This window comes from Desulfoplanes sp., from assembly GCF_054921335.1.
This window is the reverse complement of sequence record NZ_JBUDSQ010000006.1, coordinates 38848-63028: the sequence shown is the minus strand read 5'-3', so window position 1 is coordinate 63028 and position 24181 is coordinate 38848. Positions and strand designations below refer to the sequence as shown.

The window sequence follows — 24181 nt, the reverse complement described above, 5'->3', positions numbered from 1 at the left end:
GGGGTACCCGCAAGGGGTCCCCCTACGGTTTGGTTGCCTTGAACGTACATCCACAATCCATTTTGAAAACTTCGTGTTCCAAAGTGGTTCTGGTTCACCTACGGAGAAACCATGTTTTTTGACGATTATACCGGTTCGGTTCTGGCCATTGCCCACCGGGGGGCACGTTCCCTGGCCCCGGAGAATACCCTGTGCGCGGCGTACAAGGCATTGGATACGGGGGCCTATGCCTGGGAAATGGATGTGCAGATGAGTCGGGACGGGCATCTGGTCATCACTCACGACAATACCCTGGGTCGGGTGACCGATGTGGAGAGGGTCCCGCGATATGCCCCGCGGACGCCCTGGCGTGTGGCGGATTTTACGCTGGAGGAACTCCACAGCCTGGATTTCGGTTCTTTTTTTGTTGGTGAGGATCCCTTTGGCCAGATGGCGGCGGGGACGGTTTCCGGGGAAGAGGCCCGTACATTCCGTACCATGACATTGCCGACTTTGGAGGAAGGTCTCCGGTTCACACGCGACCATGGATTCAGGATCAACGTGGAGATCAAGGATCTCGCGGGCACTCCCGGTCACGGGGTCGTAGTGGAACGGGCCGTGGAGATGATCCGGCGGTTCGATCTTGTGGAGCAGACCCTGATTTCCTCGTTCAACTTCGAGTATCTGCGCAGGACGCGGGAGATTCTGCCCGGGCTGCCCACCGCTGCCCTGATGGACGCGGAAAACATGGGCGGGGGAAGTATTCTCGAGACCCTCAAGGGATTGGGGGTGCAGGCCTGGCATCCGGACAAGGGGATCCTGAAAAATGATGATCTCAGGGATGTGCTGGACGCGGGCATGTATGTGGATGTCTGGACGGTGAACGATGCGCGGGAGATGCGTTCTCTGGTGGTTCGGGGGGTGACCGGGCTGATCACGGATTTTCCACAGGTTGTGGGGGCTGTCATGTGAGACCCCGGTAGACCTGTGGCAACCGTCATTGCGGGGGCTATGCGAGCCTGCTCACGGAGGGACGTTTGCCCCGGTGTTGGATGGTCCGCGTATACTTTCCCACGCAAAAGGGGAGGACCTGATCGGCCCTCCCCTTTTGCGTGGGGTGCGTATGAAAACGGTTAGGTTACTTCTTGGTCTTGGACTTCATGTACACGGCACCCAGGATGGCGACCATGAGAAAGAAGATGAACCACAGTCCGCTGGACCCGCCTCCGTCAACGTGCTCGGGTACGGCCTCGGCTTCCATTTCTTGGGCGTGTTCCTCTTCCATGGTCATTTTTTGGTGTTCGGTCTCTTTGGGCTTGGCGGTTTCATGGGCAGGGGCGTGATCGGTTGCTGCTCCATCGTATTCAGGATTGGCCACAGCCTCCATTTCCTGGGCACGTTCCTTTTCCAGGGCCATCTTGTGCTGCTCATCCTTGGCTTCTTCAGCCCCATGAGCGCCAGCCGCGGGACCGGCAGCGGCCATGATTTTTGCCTGGTTGGGAGGGGTGCCCAACCAGTCGATTTTTCCCGTGTCGATGTCATAGACCGCCCCCACGACCTCCAGGGTGCCGGCCTTGATCCGGGCACGGGTTGCCGGGCTGTGCATGAGCAGATCGGTAATGGACTGCCATACATTGTTGATCACGGCAGCCGTGACCAGGGCGTCGCCCTTGAGTTCGGGATGGTCATGTCGGGTCTTTTTCACGGCCGGGACGATGTTGTCCACCAACTGGGGGATGGATCCGTGCACCTCGGCATCCTGGACCACTGCGGTCACTGCGCCGCAATGGGTGTGGCCGAGCACGACCATGACCGGGGTTGCCAGATGGTCGACCCCATATTCAACGGAACCGATCTCGTCCACGTCCATGACATTGCCGGCCACCTTGACCACGAACAGATCGCCCACGCCCTGATCAAAGATAATTTCTACGGGAACCCGGGAGTCGGAACAGGCGATGACCGTGGCAAAGGGGTGCTGGCCCTTGGAGGTCGTGGCGATGCGCCGATGGCGGTCCTGGTTGGGGTGGTGTGCGTGGCCCGCTGCGAACCGATCGTTTCCTGCCTTGAGCTGGTTCAAGGCCTCGTCCGGTGTGAACATGCGTTGGGCCGGAGTGGTTGCGGCCCACAGGGTGGTGGTCAGAAACAAGAGTGTGGTCAGCACACCCACGGTTGTTGTCAGACGTTTCATAATCATCTCCTTGGTTACGAGGCTAGGGAACGCTTGGGATTGTGGTTCGGAAACCGTTCATTCCTTTGAGCATTACCCATTGGACAATATCGAGGCAAGTGTTTTTGTTCTGCCGGAAGATAAGGATGCGTCCGCAGCGGACGGAACGCATGCCTGTTCGTTTTTCGATAACGGATTGTTGCTGATTTACCTACAATATACCGATCTCTTTACACTCGATCCAGCCGAACATGGTTTCGTTGGAACGTATCTTGGCCCAGTTCCTGCCCCGCTCCTCCACCCGTACCGGGGTGCCCGCATGGAGTTTGAACAGTTCGGTGCTGCTTGGCGTGCGGCCGGAGCGAACAATGGCGGTTTGCGGAAGGACAATCCCCCGTGGCGTGAGCACGGGACCAAGGGTTTGCCGGGCAGCGGACGGAACCAGGGTGGCCAGGACGAGCAGGGCGGTCACCGTGACCATCTTGATGGATCTGGAAGATTGTACCAGGCCGATGGACACCCCCAGCCAGACGAGGAGATTCAATGCCATGGTCAGGTATTGGAGGGTCCTGGCCGAGACCAGGTCTTCCCAGAAGAAGAGGACCCGGTGTAGGCCACAATGGGTGTCCGGTTGGTCATCGATGCGCAGGGAACGCGCATAGTCCAGATTGAATCTGAGGTCGGCGTTTGCCGGCATGAATGGCAGGGCCCGTTCGTACCAGTATACAGCAGGTCCCAGCTCGCCGTTTTTCAGATAGGCGTTGCCCAGATTGTAGAAGAGATGCCCGTTGCGGATACCCGTATGGACCAGATCCGCAAATGCGTCGGCCGCCTGGTCGAAGCGGCCGACATTGAAGGCATCGATTCCCTGGATAAAGGTCCGTTCCTGGTTTGCGGCCGGTGTACCGGCCTGGGCCATGGCGGGGACCGGCACAAGGACCAGAAAAAGGAGAATCCGTATCATGCGCATATCTTGTCCACCAGTTCCTTGGTTTGACGGATGGATCGGCCGGCCTGGTCCGTGGCGTTTTGGGGATTTTGTGAAGAGCCGTACCGTGCCGTGTCCAGGGCAAGCATCGTGTTTCTGACTTCCGTGGCCAGTTCCCTGTTCCCCGTGGTCCGCGTGACCAGGTCTTCGGCTTCCTCATAGGTCAGGGATTCCGACAGGGCGTGGGTGCGTGAGGCAATGGCCGCCAAAAGGGCCCGGGAACAGAGGGATGTGGTCTCGGTGTCTTCCCGGCCGGCTTCTTTGAGCAGTGAAAGGGCCATGGCCCGATAGCGTTTTGAGGGATGTCCCATACACCGGCGGTGATGGCGGACAAGGAGCAAGCCGAGAAATGCCAACGGTGGAAGGAGCAGACAGAGGCCGAACATCGTTCCTGCAAGAGGGGCTTGGTCCCTGGTGGCATCCATGCCCCCGTACAAGGGAAGGATGTCCTTGTGCAGGATGGTCGCGTCCTGTTTATGCGTTGTGGCCCCCGGGGCAGCGGGGGCGTTCTGGTCTGAGGCTGGTGGAGCTTGCGGCCGGACCGTTCCCCTGGTGACCGTGACCGTCATGGGCGGGGTGGCCATGGTCCGGTAGGTTCCCGATCCGGGATCGAGCCAGTTCAGGGAGACCGGCGGGATGGTCAGTTTGCCGGGTTCGGTCGGGACCAGGGCATGGGAGAAGGTTCTGCTTCCCACGGTTCCCAAGGGAGTGGCCCTGGTTTGGGTCACGGGTTCGTCCGCATAGGTTTTGCAGGTCTCCCCGAGGGAGAGCGGGGGCGAGGGGGTGTCCTGGATATTACCGGTCCCGGCGATGGTGAGGGTCAGGGTCGTGCTGTCACCCGTGGCCAGCTCGGTCTTGTCCAGTTTGGCGTCGATGGAGAACCGGCCGATGAGCCCGGAAAATGGGGGCGCGTCCACGGGGCGTCCGGGAAGGGCACGGATGGTCAGTGAAACCGGGTTGGAGCGGAAGGATTTGTGGGTCCGGCGGCCGTGGGAGAAAAAAGGATCGTCGAACAAGGAATCCGTGCGGGACCTGTGGCGTGATGCGTCATACACATCGCAGGACAGGGTGGCCGGGCCGATGGTCTGCTCTCCCGGTTGGTTGGGGGTGAGCAGGTAAAAGAGTTGGGTGACCCTGAACGATCGGCCGTTTACGACTTTGTCAAAGGTTTTCTGGTTCTTGAGTTTCTCCGCGCTCATGTTCGGGAACCTGGGTTCGCCCAGACGCCCATTGGACATGTTCACGGATTGGAACACGGAAACCGTGTACACGAGCTGCTGCCCCACATAGCCCGTTTCGGCAGAGAGGTGAGCCCGGACAAAGATGGGTCCGTCACCGTCTTGATCCGAGGCTGTGGGCTTTTTGGTCACGGTGATGGAGATGGGGGATGTCTTGAGGATTCCGTCGCCCGTATCCACGGGCAGGGGCGGGATGGTCAGGTTGCCGGTGTTTGGGGGGACCAGGGTGTAGGAGTACTGCTTGGTCCTGGTCATGGACCCGTTGACGATGGAGATGTTCGTTCCCGAGCTTTTGGACACGATGTCGAAATCCGTGATGACCGAAGTGTCCACGTCACCGCTGCCGTCCGTGATGGTCACCCTGAGGGAGAGGGATTCGCCCCGGGTGATCCGGGTCCTGTCCACGGTGGCCTGAACGGATGTCTTGGCCATGGCCTGGACGGGCAGGAGGATGAGGAAAATGAGAACGATGGAGAGTTTATTCATGAGAGTCACCAATCCCGCTCGACATTTTTCTGTCCGTAGCGGGGGACCAGGGCCTTGCCCGGATGGTCTTTGAGGCGGTTGAGCATGTTTTTGTCGTGGGCCCGGGCCGTGGGCTGACCGCCGGGGTTTTGTTGCTGTCCACGGTTCTCCCGGCTTGGCGTTGCTTGCTGGTCCCCCTGCTCGGGGAGATCTTTCTCCTTGATGGAGTCGGGTCGCTTGGATTGGTCGACCTTTCCCCCGTCCTGATCCTTTTGGGTGGAGTCCGGGGATTGCTGCTGACCGTCGGCGTTCTGGTCCTGGTTGTCCTTGTTATTGCCGTTGTCCTGTTTCTGATCCTGGTCCCTGCCGGGATCCTTTTGCTTCCCCTGCTGGTTGTCCGGACCCTTGCCGGATTGCTTGTCCCTGTCGTCCTGACCCCGCTGGCCCTTCTTATCTTTTTGATTTTTATTGTTATTTTTTTTCTGATGCTGTTCTTTTTTTTGCTTCTGCTGCTCCAGAAGTTTTTTTACGAACGCGATATTCTCCCGAGTGTCCTGATCGTCGGGCGCGAGTTTGGCGGCCTGTCCGTAGGATGTAAGGGCCTCTTTGTGCTTGTTCAAGCGGAACAGGGCGTTGCCCCGGTTGTAGAGGGCCTTGTGGCGCAGATCCGGATCATCGGTTCCGGCTGCTGTGGCATAGAACGAGGCCGCGTCTTCGTATTGTTCGGCCCGGAAGGCGGTGTTGCCCAGGTTGTAGGCCAGGGAAGGGTCTGCGGGGGTGTCCACCTGGGCCCCGAGGAAATGGGTGCGGGCCTGTTCATAGTTTTCATTGTCATAGGCGGTCATCCCCCTGCCCTCCTGGGTGACAAAGGGATTGTCCATGGCAAGAGCCGGTCGGACCGGGGTCAGGCCCAGGAGCAGACAGAGGCCGAAGAGCGCGTTTTTGGGACTCAGGATGAGGAGTTCCGTGAGCAGGGCTATGAGTCCCAGGCCGACGAGCCAGGGGTATCTGTCGATGGATGTCTTTTTTTTGCCGCCGGTCAGGGTGGAGGCCTCCATGCTGCCCAGGATCTCTTGGTTGTAGATGGTGTCCAGATCCATGTCCCCGGTGGTGGAACGCACATAGATTCCCCCGGTGAGGGAGGCTATGGATTGCAGGGTTGTTTCGTCCAGTCTGGACAGAAGAATCTGTCCCTGTTCGTCCTTGACGAATCCCTGGTCTTTGCCCGGGATGGGCGCGCCCTCGGGCCGGCCGATGCCGATACAGAAGATCTTGATGTTCTGGTCGGCGGCCTGCTGGGCCATCTCCAGGGGATCGCCCGTGGTTTTTTCCCCGTCCGTGATGAGGATGATCGCCTTTTCGGATGCTTCCTGGGGATCAAAGGCGTCCATGGCCGTCTTGATGGCCGCGCCCAGATCGGTGCCCCCCACGGGCATGGCCCCCGGGGTCAGGGCCTGGAGAAAGAGTTCGAATCCGGAATAGTCCAGGGTGACCGGGCATTGGACAAAGGCGGTCCCGGCAAAGGCGACCAGGCCGACCTTGTCCCCGTGGAGCATACCCAGAAGGTCCCGGATTTCCCATTTGGCCCGCTGGAGCCGGTCCGGCCTGGTGTCCCCGGCGAGCATGCTTCTGGAACAGTCCAGGGCCAGGACCAGGCTGACCCCCTTGCGCTCGATCCGTTCCCAGGTGTGGCCGCGCTGCAGACCCGCCAGTCCGATGGTCATGCAGACCATGGATGTGATGATCAGACCATGTTTGGCCCATGCAGCAAGGGGCCCCGGACGTCTGCTGATGGGGGTGAGGGTTCGGCCCCGGCCGAACCCGTCCATGTTCCGCGTGCGCCGTTTCCGGCCGTACACAAAGAGCAGGACAAGTCCGGGAATCAGCCAGAGAAGATAGAGAAGGTCGGGATGGGTAAAGGTCATGGCAGTCGGATGAGACGGGTTTGGGAAAGCAGGATCCACAGGGCCAGGAGGGTGAGAGCCGGGCCCACGAACCATGGATAGAGGTTTTTGTACCGGCCAAAGGTTTTGGTCTTGACCTTGTTTTTTTCCAGTTTGTCGATGGTCGCATAGATATTGGCCAGGGAATCCGTATCGTTGGCCCGGAAATACCTGCCGCTTGTGTCTTTGGCGATGGTTTGGAGCATGGGTTCGTCAATGTCCACCCGCTGATAGACCACCCGCTGCCCGAACAGGGGATCGCCGACAATGAACGGTGCCGGTTCGGTCCCGCCCACGCCGATGGTGTACACCTTGACCCCTTCCTGGGATGCTATGCGTGTGGCGTCCTCGGGCGACAGGGCTCCTGCATTGGAGCGCCCATCGGTGAGCAGGATGACGATGCCGGTCTTTCCCGGGATATCCTGGAGCCGTTTCAGGGAGATACCCAGTGCGTCACCCACTGCGGTCTGCTGCCCGGCCGATCCGATTTCCACACGTTCGAGGACCTTGGTGATGGTCGGGTAATCCGTGGTCAGGGGCACCTGGGTATAGGCCTCGCTGCCAAAGACCACCAGGCCGATGCGGTCCCCGTCCCGTTCCTGGATGAAGTCCCCGACGACATTCTTCACCGCCCGAAGCCGGTTGACCCGCTCGTCCCGTTCCGTGAAATCCAGGGCCGCCATGGACCCGCTCAGGTCCACGGCCAACACGATATTGATCCCCTCGGAGGTGCGCGTGGTCACGGTGTTCCCCCATTGGGGCCCGGCCAGGGCCAGGATGAGCAGGCCGGCCACCAGATAGCGGATGGCTGCGAACAAAGGGTACAGGCGGATGGTCCAGGGTTTGGGCAGGGCTGAAAAACTCGGTGCGTCGGCCACCCCCAGAACCGGCTCACGGCCCGCACGGGAGCGGTAGACAATGACCGCGGCCAGAAGAAGAAAGGTGAGGAGAAAAAGGGGGTGTTCGAAACGAAACATGGGGCGCAGGGGGTTGGTGTTTTTTCCTCTGCGCGATAAAAAAGAAAAAAGATTTGGACCGCGCAGCGCAAGACGTGTCAGGAATCTGGTCGGGGGGCGGGTTCTTCGGGCACCCGCTCACGTGTGGTGTCGACCAGTTCGCGTACCATGGTCAGGTCGTTGTGCCGTTTGTTCTCGTCCTGGCGGGAATCGGCGTATTTTACCAGGTCGCCCGTGGCACAAAAATTCTTCACACTCCGGATACCTTTCTGCTCCATGCCGGTCTTTTCCAACGCCGGGAGGAGTTCCTCGGTAGTCATTTCCAGGGCCCTGATTCCGAAGCGGGATTCAAGGTAGGTCCGCAAAATATGGCTCAGCCGGAAGTAATAGGGCTTGTCCCCGAGATCATCCATGGACGCCAGAAGATCCAGGTCCCTGCAGGCCTGCTCGTGGGCGGGCAGGGGAGGCGTGACAATTTCCTGGGTTGTTCGCTTCTTCCACCGCCTCCAGCACAGCCAGGCCAGGACGATGACGAGTACCACGGTTCCAGCCGTCATGCCCACCATACGCCAGTCGATGGAGGGCATGGACTGCAGCGGCTTGATATCCCGAATGTCGGTCATGGGGTGGGACAGGTGGGTGGCGTTGGTCAATGTCTGGTTCATGCCCGGGCCCTTTTTTCGCGTATCCTGAAGAACCGGTACAGGGCATCGGTGGGGGGCTTGTCCGTGCTGATCTCCATGCTGTCGATGCCTGCTCGCTTGAGGGCGGCCAGAACCGTTGCATAGGCTTTTTGTTGCATTTGGGTGAACCGAGACCGTGTCAGCCGGTCCGAGCAGTCCACATGGCCCATGGTCCCGGTTTCCAGATCCCGGATCCCCAGGATGCCCGCCTTGGGCAGGATGAAGTCCCCGGGATCGGTCACGGGCACGGCAATGATGTCGTGGCGTTTGCCCAACCGCTTCAGCGATGGGATCGGATCACTGCCCAGAAAATCCGAGATGAGAAAGGTGATTGTCTTTTTCCGACAGACCCGGCCCATGAAGTCCAGGGCCCGGGTCATGTCCGTGCCCCGGTAGTTCGGGGTGAAGGTCAGGATTTCCCGAATGACCCGCCAGACATGGGCGGCCCCGCGTTTGGGCGGGATATGGCGTTCAACGTCCCGGGTGAACAGGACCACCCCGACCCTGTCCTGGTTCTTGACCGCGTGGAAGGCCAGGATGGAGGCCAGCTCGGTGATGGTCTCCCGCTTGTTTTTCTCCTGCGTGCCAAAGAGCCCGGACCGGCTCATGTCCACCACGAGCATGATCACCTGCTCGCGTTCTTCACGGAACCGTTTGATGTACGGCCGTCCCATGCGGGCGGTGACCTTCCAGTCGATCGTCCGGATCTCGTCCCCGGGAACGTACTCCCGCACCTCCTCGAATTCCATGCCCGACCCCCTGAAGGCCGACCGGTAATGCCCGGCCATCATGGAGTCGACCACCTTGGACGAGGTGATGTGGATGCGGCGGATTTTTTTGAGCAGTTCGGGTGAGAGCATAGTGCGTTTTCGCGCTGGGACGCGGGATTTTTTTTGTTTTTTTTCGCGCAGGGGCGCAGAGCCCCGGAGAAAGACTATGGCACTTCGATGGAATCGAAGATGCGTCCTATTACCTGATCGGTGGTCATGTCTTCGGCCTCGGCCTCGTAGGTCAGGATGATCCGGTGGCGGAGTATGTCCGGGCCGATGGTTTTGATGTCCTGGGGGGTGACGAAGGCCCTCCCCTGGAGGAAGGCATGGGCCCGGGCCGCCATGGTCAGGTAGATGGTCGCCCTGGGCGAGGCCCCGAAGGCGATGAGATCCTGTACATCGCTCAGTCCGAATTTTTGCGGTTCCCGGGTGGCGAAGATCAGGGTGATGATGTATTCAAAGAGCTTGTCGTCCAGGAGCACGTCCTGGATCAGGGTTCTAATGTCTTCGAGATCTGCCGGGGTCATGACCGGTTCGGGGCCGGTGTCGTAGTCCCGGCCGAACCGTCTGGCGATCTCCCGCTCGTCCTCCCGGGTGGGATAGCCGATGTGCAGCTTGAGCATGAACCGGTCCACCTGGGCCTCGGGCAGGGGGTAGGTGCCTTCCTGCTCGATGGGGTTCTGGGTGGCCATGACCAGAAAGGGGTCCGGCAGGGAAAAGGTTTCGTCCCCGATGGTGATCTGGCGTTCCTGCATGGCCTCGAGCAGGGCGGACTGGACCTTGGACGGGGCCCGGTTGATCTCGTCGGCCAGGATGATGTTTTCGAAAAGCGGGCCCTTTTTGATGGAAAAGGTCCCGGTCCCCGGCTCGAAGATCTCCGTGCCCAGGATGTCTGCGGGGAGCAGGTCCGGGGTAAACTGGATCCGCTTGAATCCGGCACGGAGCGTTGCCGCCAGGGTCTTGACCAGGGTGGTCTTGGCCAGACCGGGGACGCCCTCGATGAGCACGTGGCCCTTGGTGAACAGCCCGATGAGCAGCCGGTCCACGAGATCCTGCTGGCCGACCACGACCTTGCCGATCTCCCGACGCAGCCCGTCCACGGCAGGAATGGTCGCATGGATGCGTTCTTGGATGTCTTGGATCATGATGATGGTTGGCAAAAAGTTGGTAGTATGCAAACGGTATGGAAACGTCATACGCTTGTGATTTTTCGTGGTGGAAAATCTAGAAATTTTAGTGGTATTGTCAAGGCTTGTTTACCTGGGCGACGAGAATGACGGGCAACCGGTGCCATGAATTTTTTCATCCCGGAGTGTGTATATTCCATGGACCATTGAAGGGTTATGCGATAACAGCCGGACAAAACGGAATTTTTTCTCCAAGGAGTTGGTCATGAAAACCAAGATAGTCGCCACATTAGGTCCTGCTTCTTCCGATCACAAAACCATGAAGGCCATGGTTCATGGCGGGGTCAGGATTTTTCGGCTCAATTTTTCCCATGCCGATGCCGCGTCTTTCGCGTCCACGGTGAAGATGATCCGAGAGGTCGAGAACGAGCTGGGCATTCCTCTCACCGCCATGGGGGATTTGTGCGGGCCCAAGATCCGTATCGGCGAGGTGGAAGGATCCCCCCTGGAGATAGAAAAGGGATGGTTCGTCTGCCTGGGGCTTCCCGAGCACAGGGACGAGGCCGGAAGGTATCCGTTTCTGCCCCTTGATTTTCCCGAACTTCTCAAGGGGCTCGGAGTGGGGATGCCGGTTTCCTTGAGCGACGGGCTGCTCACCTTTTCCATCACCCGAGTCGCCAAAAAAGATGGGTGTTTTTTTCTTCGGGCCCACAATGGGGGGCTGTTGACCTCGAACAAGGGAATCTGTTTTCCGGGCAAGGAGCACGCCATCTCGGCCATAACACCCAAGGATTGCAAGGACCTGGATGAGGGGTTGGGGATCGGCCTGGACGCCGTGGCCATCTCCTTTGTCCAGAGCGAGAACGATATTGCCGAAGCCCGGTCCATTATCGCCCGGCACGGGACGTGGATCCCGGTGGTCGCCAAGCTGGAACGCAAGAATGCCATGGACAACCTGGAGGCCATCGTGGATTCGGCCGATGCGATCATGGTTGCCAGGGGGGACCTGGGCCTCGAATGCCCCCTGGAATCGTTGCCCGTTCTCCAGAACAAGATCATTCGGGCCTGCCGTCATGCCCAGAAGGGGGTCATCGTGGCCACGCAGATGCTGTTGTCCATGGTCAAGAATCCTATCCCCACACGGGCCGAGGCCACCGATGTGGGCAACGCTATCATGGACGGGGCCGATTGCGTCATGCTTTCAGAGGAAACGGCCATTGGTGCCTATCCTGTGGAAGCGGTGAATATCATTCGGGATATTGCGGCCCAGTGCGAACCCTATTATCTGGAGCGGATCGAGGGCCCCTACGCGCCCAAGCCGGAGAAGAACCCGCCCAAGTATTTGGCCTATGCCGCGTGCCTGCTGGCGGACAACACCGATGCCGCGGCCATTGTCAGCCATTCCACCACCGGATCTACGGCCAGGTACCTTTCCAGCCGCAGGCCGGTCCAGGACATCGACGCCCTGACCTCTGACCCGGGGGTCATGCGGGCCATGAATTTTTTTTGGGGGGTCCACCCCCATCTCGTGGACAGCGCCATCAAGGCGCATGTGGAGCGGGCCGAGGGCTTTATCCAGAACTCGGATCTGTTCGCATCCGGGGACGATGTGGTCATCACTTCGGGCGAGGCCACACCTGGTCAGACAAAGATCCGGACCAATGAGATCAAGGTCTATGTGAAATGAAATCCGTCCGGCCCCTTATTACGATGGGGCCGGCCCGATTGACCCCGGAAGGGATAGGGGGCAAAAAAATGCGTTGTAGCGGGAAGATCGGCTGTGCGTGGAAAAGAGGTCCCTTGCGACCGGAATCTTTGGTCCGGAAACCAGCATGTGCGGCCTGCTGCCGATGGGATGGATGACACGCGTGGACTGCCCGGTGTAGGGGAAAGACACAGGAACATTTGGGAGAAAAAATGGCTGGGGCACAAAAATTTCGTATACTCTTTGTCGATGACGAACAAAAGGTCCTGGACGGACTCAAACGCCCCCTGCGCTCGATGCGTAGGGAGTGGGAGATGCATTTTGCCACCAGTGGCCGCCAGGGACTGGATATCCTCGCCGAAAGGGAGGTGGATCTGGTCGTCTCGGACATGTATATGCCTGGGATGGATGGTGCCGAGTTCTTGCGTCTGGTCAGGAAGCAATACCCCCAGACTATCAGGACCATCCTTTCCGGCCACTCGGATACCTCGCTCATTCTAAAGACCCTCAAGCCGGCCCACAAGTTTCTGCACAAGCCCTGCCACCCCGATACACTCGTGTCGTGGGTCAACAGCATTCTCTTTTTCCGCAGGATCCTTCCGAAACAGGAATTACAAAGACATCTCAACGGGATAGGGGCCCTGCCCAGCCAGCCCCTCTTTTTTGCCCTGCTCTTCGAGGCCATTGCCCATGCCAATCCGCAAGAGGTCGGCGAGATCATTCCCTATGACGTGAATATGGCCGCCAACCTGCTCAAGGTTACCCTGAACGCGTTTTTTTCCCAGGCACAAGGGCTGCCGACCCTGAGCGACGCGGCAAAGATGATCGGTATGGATCTCCTCTACAAGATCATCTCGTCAAAGGATATCTTTGCCGAGTACAATGATATCATTTTCAACAATTTCTCAACGGATGGCTTATGGCGGCATTGTCTCCGCACTGCAGGGTACGCCGCCCTGATCGGATCCCAGGAATGTTCCGATCCCGGTTTTATCAATAGTTGTTATTTGGCGGGCCTTCTCCATGATCTGGGAAAATTTTTGCTCATCAACATCTACCCGGACGCCTATCTAAAGATCCTGGAAGGTTTTCCCGGGAAGAACGAATCCCTTAGAAAACAGGAAATAGCCACGCTGGGGTGCTGCCATGGAATGGCCGGCGCCTATCTTTTGGGCATCTGGGGGGTTCCGCTGGAGATCATCGAGGCCGTCGCCTTCCACGAGCATCCGTCGGCCATGAAAAAATATGAGATCTCACCGTTGTGTATCGTCCATGTGGCCAATGTATTCGACCACATGTTCCTCCGGTTTACCAAAAATGACCCCACCCGCGAGTTGGATCTCGCGTTCTTGCACAAGACGATTTCCAAGGAGAAACTGCAGAGCTGGCAAGTGGTGTGCAAAAAATCTTTCAACAAGACCATGGACGGATTGTCCATGCTTGCGTGGTAGGCCCCCCATAATGGATACCAGAAACGACGAACATACCCTGTCCGTGGACCAGCTCCAGACCGGCATATTCATCTGTTTGGAGGAGCATTGGCTCAAGCATCCGTTCTTGTTAAATAATTTTAAGATAAAGAATGGAAAGCAGCTGGAGATTCTCAGGCAATTGGGGATCGACGAGTTCCGCTACGACCCGGACAAGAGCGATCGTCCGCCCTTGCCGGTTCAGGAGGAAAGCGAGGTCCCGCCCACCTCCCCCAAAAAGCAGCCCGTGTTGGACGGTGAGTTCGTCCATAAACAGCAACGGAAGCAAGAGCTCCAAAATATCAGGAAAAGGATCGTCAAGACCGCAAAAAAATTCAACCAGACCGCGGAAAAGGTTCCCAACCTGATGAGTAACCTCATGTCCGGTTCCGAGGGAAGCCTGGCGGAGGTGCACGAGGTAGTCCGGGAGATGGTCGAAACCTTTGTCTCGGTGTCCGATACGGTCATGCATCTCATGGATGCCGAGGACAAGGACCAGGAGCTGACCTACCATTTTTTGAATGTCTCGGTCCTTGCCATGATGCTTGGCAGCGCCCTGGAGCTGGACGCCGAACAGCTCCAGACACTGGGCATGGGGGCGTTGATGCATGATCTGGGCAAGATGCGTATCGAGAAAAAGCATTGGCGCAAGCCCCGGGAAGCGATGAACAAGCACGAACAAGAACTCCTCCGGCTCCATCCTAGATATGGGGTGGAGATGGCGGCCAAGGCCGGGGTATCAGACAAGAATGTCCTGGCCACCATCATGCACCATCATGAACGTAGTGATGGTTTTGGGTATCCGAACGGGCTCAAGGGCAGAGAGATAGCCCTGCCGGGCAAGATCACGACCATCGCCAATATCTTTGATACCCTGTGCAACCATTACGATCCCTCCCAGCGTCTTTCCCCCTATGCGACCCTGCAGCTCATGTTCAAGAGGTACGACACGATCATCGACATGTCCCTGTTCGCTTTTTTCGTCAAACGTCTCGGTGTCTATCCGCCGGGGACCATTGTCACCCTGACCTCCGGTGCCAAGGCCAAGGTTATGGCCGTGAATCCCAGTCATCCACTCAAGCCGATGGTCATGCCCTATGTGAGCGGTATCTCCTCCAAGGATGCCCTGGTCCTGGATCTGACGGAAGAGGACCAGAACATCACGAAGGCGGTCGACATGGACGACCTTTCGTCTTCCGAGCTCAGATATCTCAAGCCCCAGGCGCGGATTTCTTATTTTATGGAGGAACTGGATGCCGAATCCTAGACCAGACGACGGCACCGCTGGGCAGGGATGGAAAAGGGGGGCCGAGGGGATTTTTCGGATCCGGCCCTGGAGATCCCGCCGTCCTATTTGGCCGCAGCCAGTGCGTAGGAAGTTACTAAACCAGAACCATGTTGAAACACGGAGTTTTTACCATGGATTTTGGATGTACTTTCAAGGCAACCCAATCCAGGCAATGTTTCAGATGTGGGTTCACTCACCAAAGGGGCACCCGTAAGGGGTGCCCCTACGGATCGTCGCTTGGACCAGAGGTTCGATAAAAACCCAACATTCCAAAATGGTCTTGGTTTATGAAGAAAAATGGAGCGATCTGTTCGCAGTGTGGGCGATCATGCCCGGCTGGGGAGTGCTCGGAAGTCGATGGAGAGTGTGTCTGTCGGGAATGTTTGTTCGGAGAGACCGTTCCCCTGTGTTTCCATCCCATCGGTGCGGTCCTCAACGACCAGCACATGGAGGGGCTTTTCGGGGTGGATAAAAAAGGGGTGTCCCAGCTCGTACTCCATCCCGGCATGGCGAGGTTCATGAGCGGAGTGGAAGAGGAGTCCCATCTGACCGTTGTCTGGTATGTGCACCGACCAGGTCCCCTGGTGACCGGATTCCAAAGACGGTGGGACGGCAAGCGTGTGGGCCCCTTTGCCGCAAGGACTCCCAACCGGCCCAACGGTATCGCCATCACCGAGGTGGAGGTCCTCGGACGGAAGGACAATGTTCTTTTTGTCCAGGGATTGGACGCCATCGACGGTACGCCGATTTTGGACATCAAGGCGAGTATGGAAAGTCTGCGCAGGACTCCGAAGAAACCGCTCCGGGATTGAAGAATGCGGGATAGGAGATAGAGGATGTGTCCTTTCCATTTCATCCCGTCTCCTGCAACCGCCCGGTCCACTTTCCGATACACGCCTCTAACGTATCCAGGGAAAAGGGTTTGCTCTGGTAGTCGTCCATCCCTGCATCGAAGCAGGCCTGTCTGTCTTTGTTCTGGGTCAGTGCCGTCATGGCCACGATGGGGACGTTGGCAAGGTCCGGGTCGTCAAGGGCTCGAATGCGTCGTGTGGCTTCGAATCCGTCCATGACCGGCATCTGGCAGTCCATGAGGATCATGTCGAACCGTTGTCTGGATGCCAGGTAGACGGCTTTTTTTCCATCCATGGCCAGGGTCACGGAGCAGTCCATGAATTCCAGAACGTCAACCAGAACCTCCTGGTTGACTTCGTTGTCCTCGGCGATGAGGAGCTTGACCGCATCCTCTGTATGATTCCTAGCTGATTGCACAGAATGACGAGCCGGTTCCAGAGCGGGAGCCGGTCGGGAAAAGGTAACCGGAAATCCCGGGGTGCCTTTTTTTATGCCAAGAGGAAGGGAAAGCCGGAAGATCGATCCCCTGTTCGGTTTGCTGGACAGTTGGATATCCCCGTGCATCATGGACACCAGTTGTTTGGTCACGGCCAGGCCCAACCCCGTGCCTCCGAAGTTTCGGGTTGCCGAACTGTCGGCCTGGACAAAGCTTTCGAAGATACTCCCCTGCAGTTCTTCCGGGATGCCGATGCCCGTATCCCGTATCTCGATTCCCAGTCTGATTCCGTAATCCGAGGATTCTTCTGGCACGACATTGATCATGACATGCCCGGTATTGGTGAATTTGATGGCGTTGCCCACCAGATTGACGACTATCTGGCGGATGCGGTCGGTATCTCCCTCAAACGTAATGGGAATATCCGTGCACATGATGGTGGACAGAACCAGATTTTTGTCTTTAGCCTGCACGCTCATCATTTCGTGGAGTTCCCTGAAAAGGGTATATGGGTCGAAATCCTTGAGGACCAAATCCATTTTGCCGGCCTCGATTTTGGAAAAATCGAGCAGATCGTTGATCAGGGAAAGCAGATTCTCTCCTGAAATACGGATCAGTTCCGAACACTTGTACTGTTGGTCCGTGAGTTCCGTCTTTTGCAATACCTGGATCATGCCCAGAACTCCGTTCATGGGGGTGCGGATCTCGTGACTCATGTTGGCCAGGAAACGGGATTTGGATTCGTTGGCCTCTTGGGCCTGTTGCTTTGCCCCGGTTGCAGCTTTGAGGGCCTTGTTCAGCGTACTATTATGCTGTTCGATAATCCCGAGCATGCTGTTGAAGCCATCCATGACCTTGCCCAGATCGTCGGTTGATCGCAGAGGCACTCGTAATCCGTAGTTCTTGGTTTGGGAAACGGTCTTGACGACTTGGGCCAATTCTCTGATGGGGCGTAAAATTTTTTTTAGTATTTTTTTGTTCAAATAAAAGGCAATCAAAGAAACCAGGGCGGCGACTGCTAGGGTGATGACGACGAATGTGCGAACGTTCGAGAAGATTCCCTGCATACTCGCAATAACGAACAAACTACCCAATTTTCTGCCTCCCATAAGGATGGGTTTGGCGAACCGCACTGTTCTGTCCATGAATAGGTACGTTCCTCCCTGCGTAGGAATCCCCTTGGCCCCGAGGAATGCAATCTGTGTTTTTATCTCAGGGGATTTTGCGTTCGGCTTGGTATAGCTAGCAAAAATCTTGCCATTTGTATCCAAGATGTGGGCTTGTTCGACAATATCGAAAGCGTTGAAACTGTCGAGGATCTCTTCGGCCGTGTTGTGGTCGTTGAACAATAATGCCGCAGAGACATTGTTGGAAACCATTTCCAAACCCATTCCTACCGTGTTCAGGAGGTCCTTTTTGTACTCCATGATTCGTTGGGTGCAGAAGAAGACGCTTATCACGAAAAGAACGAACACGCATACACAACCGGCGAAAAGGTTGAGCTTGGCCTGCAGAGGAAGTTTTTCAAAAAAGTGTTTCACTGACGTACCTCCGGGAGGGGTGCGATGTGGGTCGCGATCTTGAGAAGTTTGGCGCTGAGTCTGATATGCGCTCGCTCAATGGCCTGAAGGTTGACGTATATTTTGAGGGTGGACTCTATGCGGACGAAGGCGACCATGCCCCCCTGGCGGAGACATTCCATGTCGTTGCCGGTAATCAGGGTCTGGCTGTCCTTGGTCTGGGCCAGAATATCTCCTATTCTGGAGTCGAAGTCCCGAGGAATATGGATGATTCTGTAGTCGGCAAGGGAAAGCACCGGCGTATCCGTCACAACAAGGGGATGGTCCAGAAAGGATTCTCCCCGGGTCAGTTTTTTGATGTCTGAAGCCATGGGAGCATCTCCCATGACCAGGATGTTGAAGGGGGATTGAGAAGGACCAAGGTCGTGTTGGTCCCAGTCGACAAACCAGATCAGGTTGTACAGATAGGTAGCCCTGACCTTGTTCGCATCGGCCATGGATGGCTGGGCAAGGGCTTGGGATGGGTGTCCCGAAAATATGAGGAATAAAGCCGTGAGTGCAAGAATGAGCGGGTATGCCCTCGAAAGACACCACCGTTCTGTCGGGAGTGGCAATGAGGTGTCGTAAAGACGGGAACAGAGGTTTATGCGCTGTATGTTCATGGTCGGTTAGAACGTAAACGTCATGGTTGCATGGACGCTGCGTTGGACTGTTGTCGGAACCACCTGCAGGGCCTGGGGAAAGAATTCCTGGTGTTCATCCTCAAGGAGGTCCCGGCCGACCAGGGAGAACTCCACTCCCGGACGGGGACGCCAGGCCAGCCGGATGTCAAGGCCTACATAAGAGGGGATGCGTTCCTCTGAGGAAATGTGCAGGCTGTCCACATATCTGGTAGCCATATCCAATTGGACCTCTTTGCTCAGATCCAGCAGGGATCTGATAACGATTTGATTTTTGGGCGAATCCCCCTCGTTATCCATGGCAGGCCTGTCTGTGGGTTGGCCGTCTATTTCAAGCTCCATCACGAGCAGCGCGTAGGAGGCCTGCATCCTCCACTGTTCGAACGGGTGCCAGTCGAGCACCGCTTCTCCTCCATAGGCATGGCCGGTCATCTTGTTGGTCAAGCCGACGTCCAGTACCCCCGATGCCATGGTGGAGATGTCCACGGAGGCCGTGCGTAAGTCGTCGTACCGATTGTCAAAATATGCGATATCAAACGAGATCTCATGGCATGGGGAAATTCTGTATCCCAACTCAAAGGCTGTGAGACGTTCCTTGCCGAACTCCTTGCCCCCACTGAAGGAGATCGCACGGCATGTGAGACCGATCCCCAGAGTGTATGCATCTCGTTGGGACTGAAGACGAGACGGATTGTCGGTTCTAGAGCATCACCCCAGTCTTCGTCATATTCGTATCGGGTTCCCAGCGTGCAGTGCAGGATCTGTTCGTACAGATCGATTTTGTCCTGGATGAAACCCGAGTACAGCGTCCTCGTCGATGTGGGATCCGAGAAGGTGACAATGTCGGTGTTTTCGAATCCGGTCCGGGTCATCTTGATGGCCATGCCCATGACAAGTTCGTGTCCCTGTAAAGGATTGCAGGCGTGCTGGAGGTAGCCTTTGACCACACCGCTGGTATATCGGGTGACGGTTTCGTCGTGGAGAAGTCGGTCGTAGTACAATTGGAATCGGGTCGTTGATGAATGGGAATGGTGTCGAGCGTAGCGGAAATTGAGATTGCCCCCATTTTTTCGAATCGATTCCTCCTTGTTATCCCAGGAGGATGGAACGGCTGTTTCCGGCAGGGCAATGGTCTGGTCAAAGGAACCCGCGTAGACGTCTCCCTGGAATGAGGCCTCGTTTCTGCCCAGCGGCTCCCAGTCCATGCGGAAACCGCCCCGAGCATCCTTCGAGCCGTCATGAGAGGCGACGGATGTATTTCCACCCGAATCGCCATTGCGCCCCTTGACATGAACGCGGTAGAAGGTATTCGGTCCTGTCCTGCCTCCGATACGGCCCTCCAAGCTTTGCTCTTCATTCCCTACAAGTGAGGATATATGTCCCCCTTGGGTCCCGGAGGCCTTTTTGGTGATGATGTTGATCACCCCGTTGACCGCATTGGTCCCCCAGAGTGATGCCCCCGGTCCCCGAACGATTTCGATCCTTTCGATATCTTTGAGGATGATACCGTGCCTGCTCCACAGAACTCCGGAAAATCCGCTGGTGTAGAGTTCCCTGCCATCCATGAGCACCTTGAGTTTGTTGGAGAATCTGCCGTTGAATCCGCGGCAGGAAATGGCCCATTTGTTGGCGTCGAGTCGGGCCACCTGGATGCCCGGAACCAGGCGGAGCAGGTCCGGAAGATTCGTCGCCCCTGAACGTCGGATGGATCCGCTGGTCATGACATACACGGCCGCGCCTGCCTGGAACTGTGATTCCGGACATTTGGAGACCGAGGTCACGGGGTGGGTGAGGAGATCTTCCAGCTCCATGCGTTTGAGTTTGTTGAGTTCTTGGTCCTCATAGGCACAACAGTATGGTGGATACAAATACCCAAATGGAATGTAGAGCAGTGTAGCAAAGACAATTGAATGTAAGACAAAATACGATTTCATTATAATACCCAAGATCTTTTTTTCGAAGATGATGCCATTTTAGCGACTAGGGCAATGGTAAGGCAAAACCGATAGACAGTATCGGTATCTTTTTGTGCCGTTACAATAATGAAATTGATTATGCAATACAAAATCCTTTTTTTGCATGATTGACAGCAATTCTTGGCGACAATAGTCAAAAATACAATTATTTTGGAAAGATCTGTAACGTTCCGTTCACGGGCAGATGTTTTTCAGTCCAGAAACGAATTTGTCACCCAGGAAGACGAATTGCCGTTGACGACCGTCATCCCGGCGGAGGACGGGCTCTTGGGGTTCATGCAACGCTCCAGGAACAAAGGGAATGCAAGAACAAGGAGATCCCGGATCAGGTCCAGGGTGATTTTTTTGCGTGCTCCCGTGGAGCGCAGCATGGATCGGAATGTCCCGGTATTGCGCAGGATCGTGACCTGTCGTCATATGATCTCCCACACCTTTTGAACGAGGAATAACTCCATGGCCCTGTATCCGGAACCCCCTTCTTCCAAACGTGTCATGACCGTAGCCGGCGGGCATTTTGTCCATGACGTGTATTCGAGTTTTCTGGCCCCGTTTCTGCCGTTGATCATTGAGCGTTCCGCCATTTCCATGACCCTGGCCGGACTTCTGACCGTATTTTTCAGGTCCAGTTCATTGGCCAATCCCTTTTTGGGGATCCTGGCGGACAGGCATGACTTGAGGGTCGTATTTGCTGCAGCCCCCGCAGTCACGGCCATGCTCATGTCCTGTCTCGGGTTGGCCACGAGTTATCCGGTTCTCTGCCTCATGCTGCTTATGGCAGGGGTGAGCGCGTCCATGTACCACGTGCTCGGCCCCGTGTTCATCGCCCGTTTTTCCGGAGAACGGGTCGGTCGGGGGATGAGCGTATGGATGGTGGCCGGTGAGCTCGGCAGGAGTGTGGGGCCGGTGGTGGCGACCGGAGCCGTGGGGGTATTCGGGTTCGAAGGGGTCTGGGGGCTCATGGTTTTTGGAATGGGAGCCTCGCTGATCCTCTACGCACAGATCCGCGATGTTCCCCCCGTTCTGCATGAGCACGCCAAGGGGGTTTCAGTTGCAAGCGCCTGGAAGGAATTGCGGTTCGTCATGGCCCCCATGGCCGGACTCCTGGCGGCCCGAGCCTTTCTGACCGGAACCCTGGCCGGATTTTTGCCCACGTACATGGTCATGGGCAAGGGGCATACCATTATCATGGGGGGGATGGCCTTGGCCCTGTTCGAGCTGGTGGGAACAGGCGGATCCCTCCTGGGGGGATCGATCAGCGATATGATCGGCCGCAAGAAGGTCCTCTACGCAGGGATGGTCCTCGGTCCCGCCTCGCTTCTCCTGTTTGTGCGGGCCAGCGGGTGGGCGGTCCTTCCCTGTTTGGTGTGTATCGGGATCTTTGTGTTCGCCTGCTCACCGGTACTACTGGCCACGGTCCAGGACCATGCCGGAAAAAACCGGGGCGCGGCCAATGGATTGTATATGGGGCTGAACTTCGGGATTACGTCGCTGGTGTTGCTGCTGGTGGGCTGGGGCGTGGACCGGTTCGGATTTGCCGCCACCCTGAGCGGGTGCGCGGTGGTCTCGCTGGCAAGTCTGCCCTGCATATGGGCCTTGCCGGAGAGGAAGAGAGAACGGGGACGGGAGTAACGCAGACTCGGCCGGTCCGGAATCCGAGGCCCGTGCATGTCCGTGTGTGTCCGTGTCCGTCCACACCCCGCCTCCCGTCTCCGTTTTTTCATCGTCCTTCCGGCCATAACGCCGCGATCACATCCCCGACCAAACCGTCCACGTTCTTTTCCGCCTGCAAGGTGTGGGCGGCGACCATCATGTATAGGGGTTCGCGTTCCCAGAGGAGCTCGCTCATCTCTTCCCTGAGGGGGCTGTCGCTCAAAACCGGGCGCTGTGTTCCGGTTGTCCCGTCCTGCTCGATACGGTTTGCCAGCAGGGGGGGATTGCCCATGAGGTAGAAACTGGTTCCGCTGTGCTGGAGGAGCTCGCGGTTTTTGGCGGAGAGCACTATCCCTCCTCCCGTGGCCACGATCTGTCCCCTGTCTGAACATACCCTTGCTAGAACCGCCGACTCCAGGCTTCTGAATTCCTCCCATCCCTTTTCGGCCACGATTTCCTTGATGGATTTTCCGGCTCCGTCTTCAACCATCCTGTCCGTGTCCACGAACGGGACGTTGAGTTTTTTGGCGACCTGTTGGGCTATGGTGGTCTTGCCGCTCCCCCGGAGGCCGACAAAAAAGACATTGGAAACGGCCAGGTCAAAGACCACGTGCTCGGTCTTGCCGAAAACCATGGTTTCGTCGGGATTGTCGACCTCAAATTTTTCGCAGATGAAATCTTTCATAGGTTCTCCATTGTGTCGGATTCGATGTTGGCGGGACAGGGGGGCTGTTAGGCGATGCCAAAAAGGCTCTCCCCCTACTTTACAATATCTTTTTTCAGGCTTACGCTACACCCATTTTAGGCCGCTGCGAAAGCCCGACCCTTGTATAATCCGGATCGGGCATGAGGCAAGGACCATTCTATCTTAAACCAGCTTGGAACCGTGAGTGCTGGTGAGGGATCGGTACAAGGATCTTTTGCTTACAGCCCATGGGCTGATGATCCCGTAAGCTGCTAACATTCAGGAATCCTGACCACATATCGGTTACGCAGAAATTACGGGTTCCAAAGCCCGTGTGGTTGAATCCACGATCCGGGGGAGGAACGGCGTCGGCGCAAAGGAGTGCGCCAAGGGGGTGTAGCATGCGGAAATCGTCGAGAAATTTTGTGGAGACCATGTTCGAACAGGCCGGGATCACCCCTGGGGGGAACGCGCCCTGGGACATCCGTATCAATGACGACCGGCTCTACGACCGGGTCCTGTGCGACCACAATCTGGGGCTTGGCGAGGCCTATATGGAGGGATGGTGGGATTGTCCGCGGGTGGACGCCTTTATTTCTCGGGTCCTTGCGGCCAGACTGGCTAACCGACTCTCCACCAACCTGAAGCTCTTGTGTAAAACCTTGCCCGCCTATATCCTGAACAAACAGACCAAACGCAGGGCGGGCAAGGTGGCCCGGGTCCATTACAATCTGGGCAATGATCTGTTCGTTACCTTTCTCGACCCCTATCTCCAATACAGCTGCGCCTATTTCGGAGAGACGGACGAGCTGGACACGGCCCAGAGGGCCAAGATGGATCTCATCTGTCGCAAACTCGAACTCAAACCCGGGGACCATGTTCTGGATATCGGGTGCGGGTGGGGCGGTCTGGCCAAGTACATGGCTGAAAACTACGGCTGCCGGGTCACCGGGGTGAACATCTCGAACAAGCAGATAGACCATGCGCGGGGATTCTGCCGGTCACTCCCCGTGACCATCGAGAAGAAGGACTACCGGGATGTCCAGGGCACCTTTGACAAGATCGTCTCCGTGGGCATGTTTGAGCACGTTGGTGCGAAAAACTACCAAACCTTCATGCGCAAGGCCGTTTCCCTGCTCGCTGACAAGGGCATCTTTCTTTTGCACACCATCGGGGGGAATGTGCCCAATCTGCGCTGCGACCCCTGGATCACCACGTATATCTTTCCCAACGGCATGCTCCCTTCCATCGGCCAGATCGCTCAGGCCTGTGAGGGGCTTTTCGTGGTCGAGGACTGGCACAACATCGGGCCCCACTACGATCCAACGCTCATGGCCTGGCATAAACGGTTCACGGCCCACTGGGACGGCCTGCGCCAGACGTATGGCCAGGCCTTCAAGCGGATGTGGGAATACTATCTCCTCTCCTGCGCCGGTGCCTTCCGGGCCAGGGACATCCAGGTCTGGCAGGTTCTCATGACCCGGCAGGGGCGCAGTCAGCCGGCGTGCAGATAGGGGGGGGCTCAAGGGGTATCTGGAAGGGTAGGTCGGAAGAAAAGAAAGGTGCCTTGCAAGAGAAAACGGCCCGTACATGTGTGTTGG

At 57.2% G+C, this 24181-nt stretch carries 19 protein-coding genes and 1 pseudogene; 7 read left to right on the top strand and 13 right to left on the bottom strand.

Annotation, left to right across the window (positions count from 1 at the left end):
• Positions 1-111: 111 nt before the first annotated feature.
• On the top strand, positions 112-951 hold the full coding sequence (locus ACY692_RS02695) for a glycerophosphodiester phosphodiesterase (protein WP_462323790.1): 840 nt from the start codon (positions 112-114) through the stop codon (positions 949-951).
• A gap of 166 nt (positions 952-1117) precedes the next feature.
• Here the strand turns inward: ACY692_RS02695 and ACY692_RS02690 are convergent, their stop codons facing one another.
• The 8 genes from ACY692_RS02690 to ACY692_RS02655 all read right to left on the bottom strand — a co-directional run bounded on the left by ACY692_RS02690 (position 1118) and on the right by ACY692_RS02655 (position 10337).
• Positions 1118-2170 (bottom strand): carbonic anhydrase, encoded by a 1053-nt coding sequence (locus tag ACY692_RS02690; protein WP_462323789.1) that lies wholly within the window; start codon positions 2168-2170, stop codon positions 1118-1120.
• A gap of 190 nt (positions 2171-2360) precedes the next feature.
• Complete coding sequence (locus ACY692_RS02685; protein WP_462323788.1) at positions 2361-3113, bottom strand: SH3 domain-containing protein; 753 nt, start codon at positions 3111-3113, stop codon at positions 2361-2363.
• Positions 3110-4861: a BatD family protein gene (locus tag ACY692_RS02680; protein WP_462323787.1), complete on the bottom strand. Its 1752-nt coding sequence runs from the start codon at positions 4859-4861 to the stop codon at positions 3110-3112. Before ACY692_RS02680 ends, ACY692_RS02685 begins: the two co-directional genes overlap by 4 nt.
• Positions 4862-4866: 5 nt before the next feature.
• Complete coding sequence (locus ACY692_RS02675) at positions 4867-6765, bottom strand: VWA domain-containing protein (RefSeq protein WP_462323786.1); 1899 nt, start codon at positions 6763-6765, stop codon at positions 4867-4869.
• Positions 6762-7760 (bottom strand): VWA domain-containing protein, encoded by a 999-nt coding sequence (locus tag ACY692_RS02670; protein WP_462323785.1) that lies wholly within the window; start codon positions 7758-7760, stop codon positions 6762-6764. Before ACY692_RS02670 ends, ACY692_RS02675 begins: the two co-directional genes overlap by 4 nt.
• A 77-nt stretch (positions 7761-7837) precedes the next feature.
• The gene (locus ACY692_RS02665) at positions 7838-8404 is read right to left on the bottom strand and encodes a hypothetical protein (protein WP_462323784.1); all 567 of its coding nucleotides are present in this window, start codon (positions 8402-8404) and stop codon (positions 7838-7840) included.
• Entirely contained in the window at positions 8401-9282 is an 882-nt protein-coding gene (locus ACY692_RS02660) for a DUF58 domain-containing protein (protein WP_462323783.1), read from the bottom strand. The genes ACY692_RS02665 and ACY692_RS02660 overlap by 4 nt, the downstream gene beginning before the upstream one ends.
• A gap of 74 nt (positions 9283-9356) precedes the next feature.
• Positions 9357-10337, bottom strand: coding sequence for an AAA family ATPase (locus ACY692_RS02655; RefSeq protein WP_462323782.1), 981 nt, complete (start codon positions 10335-10337; stop codon positions 9357-9359).
• Between the two features lie 247 nt (positions 10338-10584).
• On the opposite strand from ACY692_RS02655, the gene pyk reads away from it, so the two are divergent.
• The 4 genes from pyk to ACY692_RS02635 all read left to right on the top strand — a co-directional run bounded on the left by pyk (position 10585) and on the right by ACY692_RS02635 (position 15593).
• The gene (pyk, locus tag ACY692_RS02650; protein ID WP_462323781.1) at positions 10585-12006 is read left to right on the top strand and encodes a pyruvate kinase; all 1422 of its coding nucleotides are present in this window, start codon (positions 10585-10587) and stop codon (positions 12004-12006) included.
• Between the two features lie 230 nt (positions 12007-12236).
• Positions 12237-13475, top strand: coding sequence for an HDOD domain-containing protein (locus ACY692_RS02645; protein WP_462323780.1), 1239 nt, complete (start codon positions 12237-12239; stop codon positions 13473-13475).
• Positions 13476-13485: 10 nt separating this feature from the next.
• Positions 13486-14760 (top strand): HD-GYP domain-containing protein, encoded by a 1275-nt coding sequence (locus ACY692_RS02640; RefSeq protein WP_462323779.1) that lies wholly within the window; start codon positions 13486-13488, stop codon positions 14758-14760.
• A 308-nt stretch (positions 14761-15068) separates the two neighbouring features.
• Complete coding sequence (locus ACY692_RS02635) at positions 15069-15593, top strand: TrmO family methyltransferase domain-containing protein (protein WP_462323778.1); 525 nt, start codon at positions 15069-15071, stop codon at positions 15591-15593.
• 40 nt (positions 15594-15633) lie between these two features.
• Here ACY692_RS02635 and ACY692_RS02630 read toward each other — a convergent pair whose 3' ends face one another.
• The 4 genes and pseudogenes from ACY692_RS02630 to ACY692_RS02615 all read right to left on the bottom strand — a co-directional run bounded on the left by ACY692_RS02630 (position 15634) and on the right by ACY692_RS02615 (position 20616).
• Entirely contained in the window at positions 15634-17610 is a 1977-nt protein-coding gene (locus ACY692_RS02630) for an ATP-binding protein (RefSeq protein ID WP_462323777.1), read from the bottom strand.
• Positions 17607-18086 (bottom strand): YfiR family protein, encoded by a 480-nt coding sequence (locus ACY692_RS02625; protein WP_462323776.1) that lies wholly within the window; start codon positions 18084-18086, stop codon positions 17607-17609. The genes ACY692_RS02630 and ACY692_RS02625 overlap by 4 nt, the downstream gene beginning before the upstream one ends.
• A gap of 171 nt (positions 18087-18257) precedes the next feature.
• Positions 18258-20080: pseudogene (locus ACY692_RS02620) on the bottom strand (TonB-dependent receptor plug domain-containing protein).
• 356 nt (positions 20081-20436) lie between these two features.
• Complete coding sequence (locus ACY692_RS02615; RefSeq protein ID WP_462323775.1) at positions 20437-20616, bottom strand: hypothetical protein; 180 nt, start codon at positions 20614-20616, stop codon at positions 20437-20439.
• A gap of 82 nt (positions 20617-20698) precedes the next feature.
• Between ACY692_RS02615 and ACY692_RS02610 the strand changes: the two genes are divergently transcribed.
• On the top strand, positions 20699-21874 hold the full coding sequence (locus ACY692_RS02610) for an MFS transporter (protein ID WP_462323774.1): 1176 nt from the start codon (positions 20699-20701) through the stop codon (positions 21872-21874).
• Positions 21875-21962: 88 nt separating this feature from the next.
• On the opposite strand, the gene aroL is transcribed toward ACY692_RS02610, so the two are convergent.
• Complete coding sequence (aroL, locus tag ACY692_RS02605) at positions 21963-22580, bottom strand: shikimate kinase AroL (protein WP_462323773.1); 618 nt, start codon at positions 22578-22580, stop codon at positions 21963-21965.
• Positions 22581-22981: 401 nt separating this feature from the next.
• Between aroL and cfa the strand changes: the two genes are divergently transcribed.
• Entirely contained in the window at positions 22982-24094 is a 1113-nt protein-coding gene (gene cfa / locus ACY692_RS02600; protein ID WP_462323772.1) for a cyclopropane fatty acyl phospholipid synthase, read from the top strand.
• Positions 24095-24181: the final 87 nt, after the last annotated feature.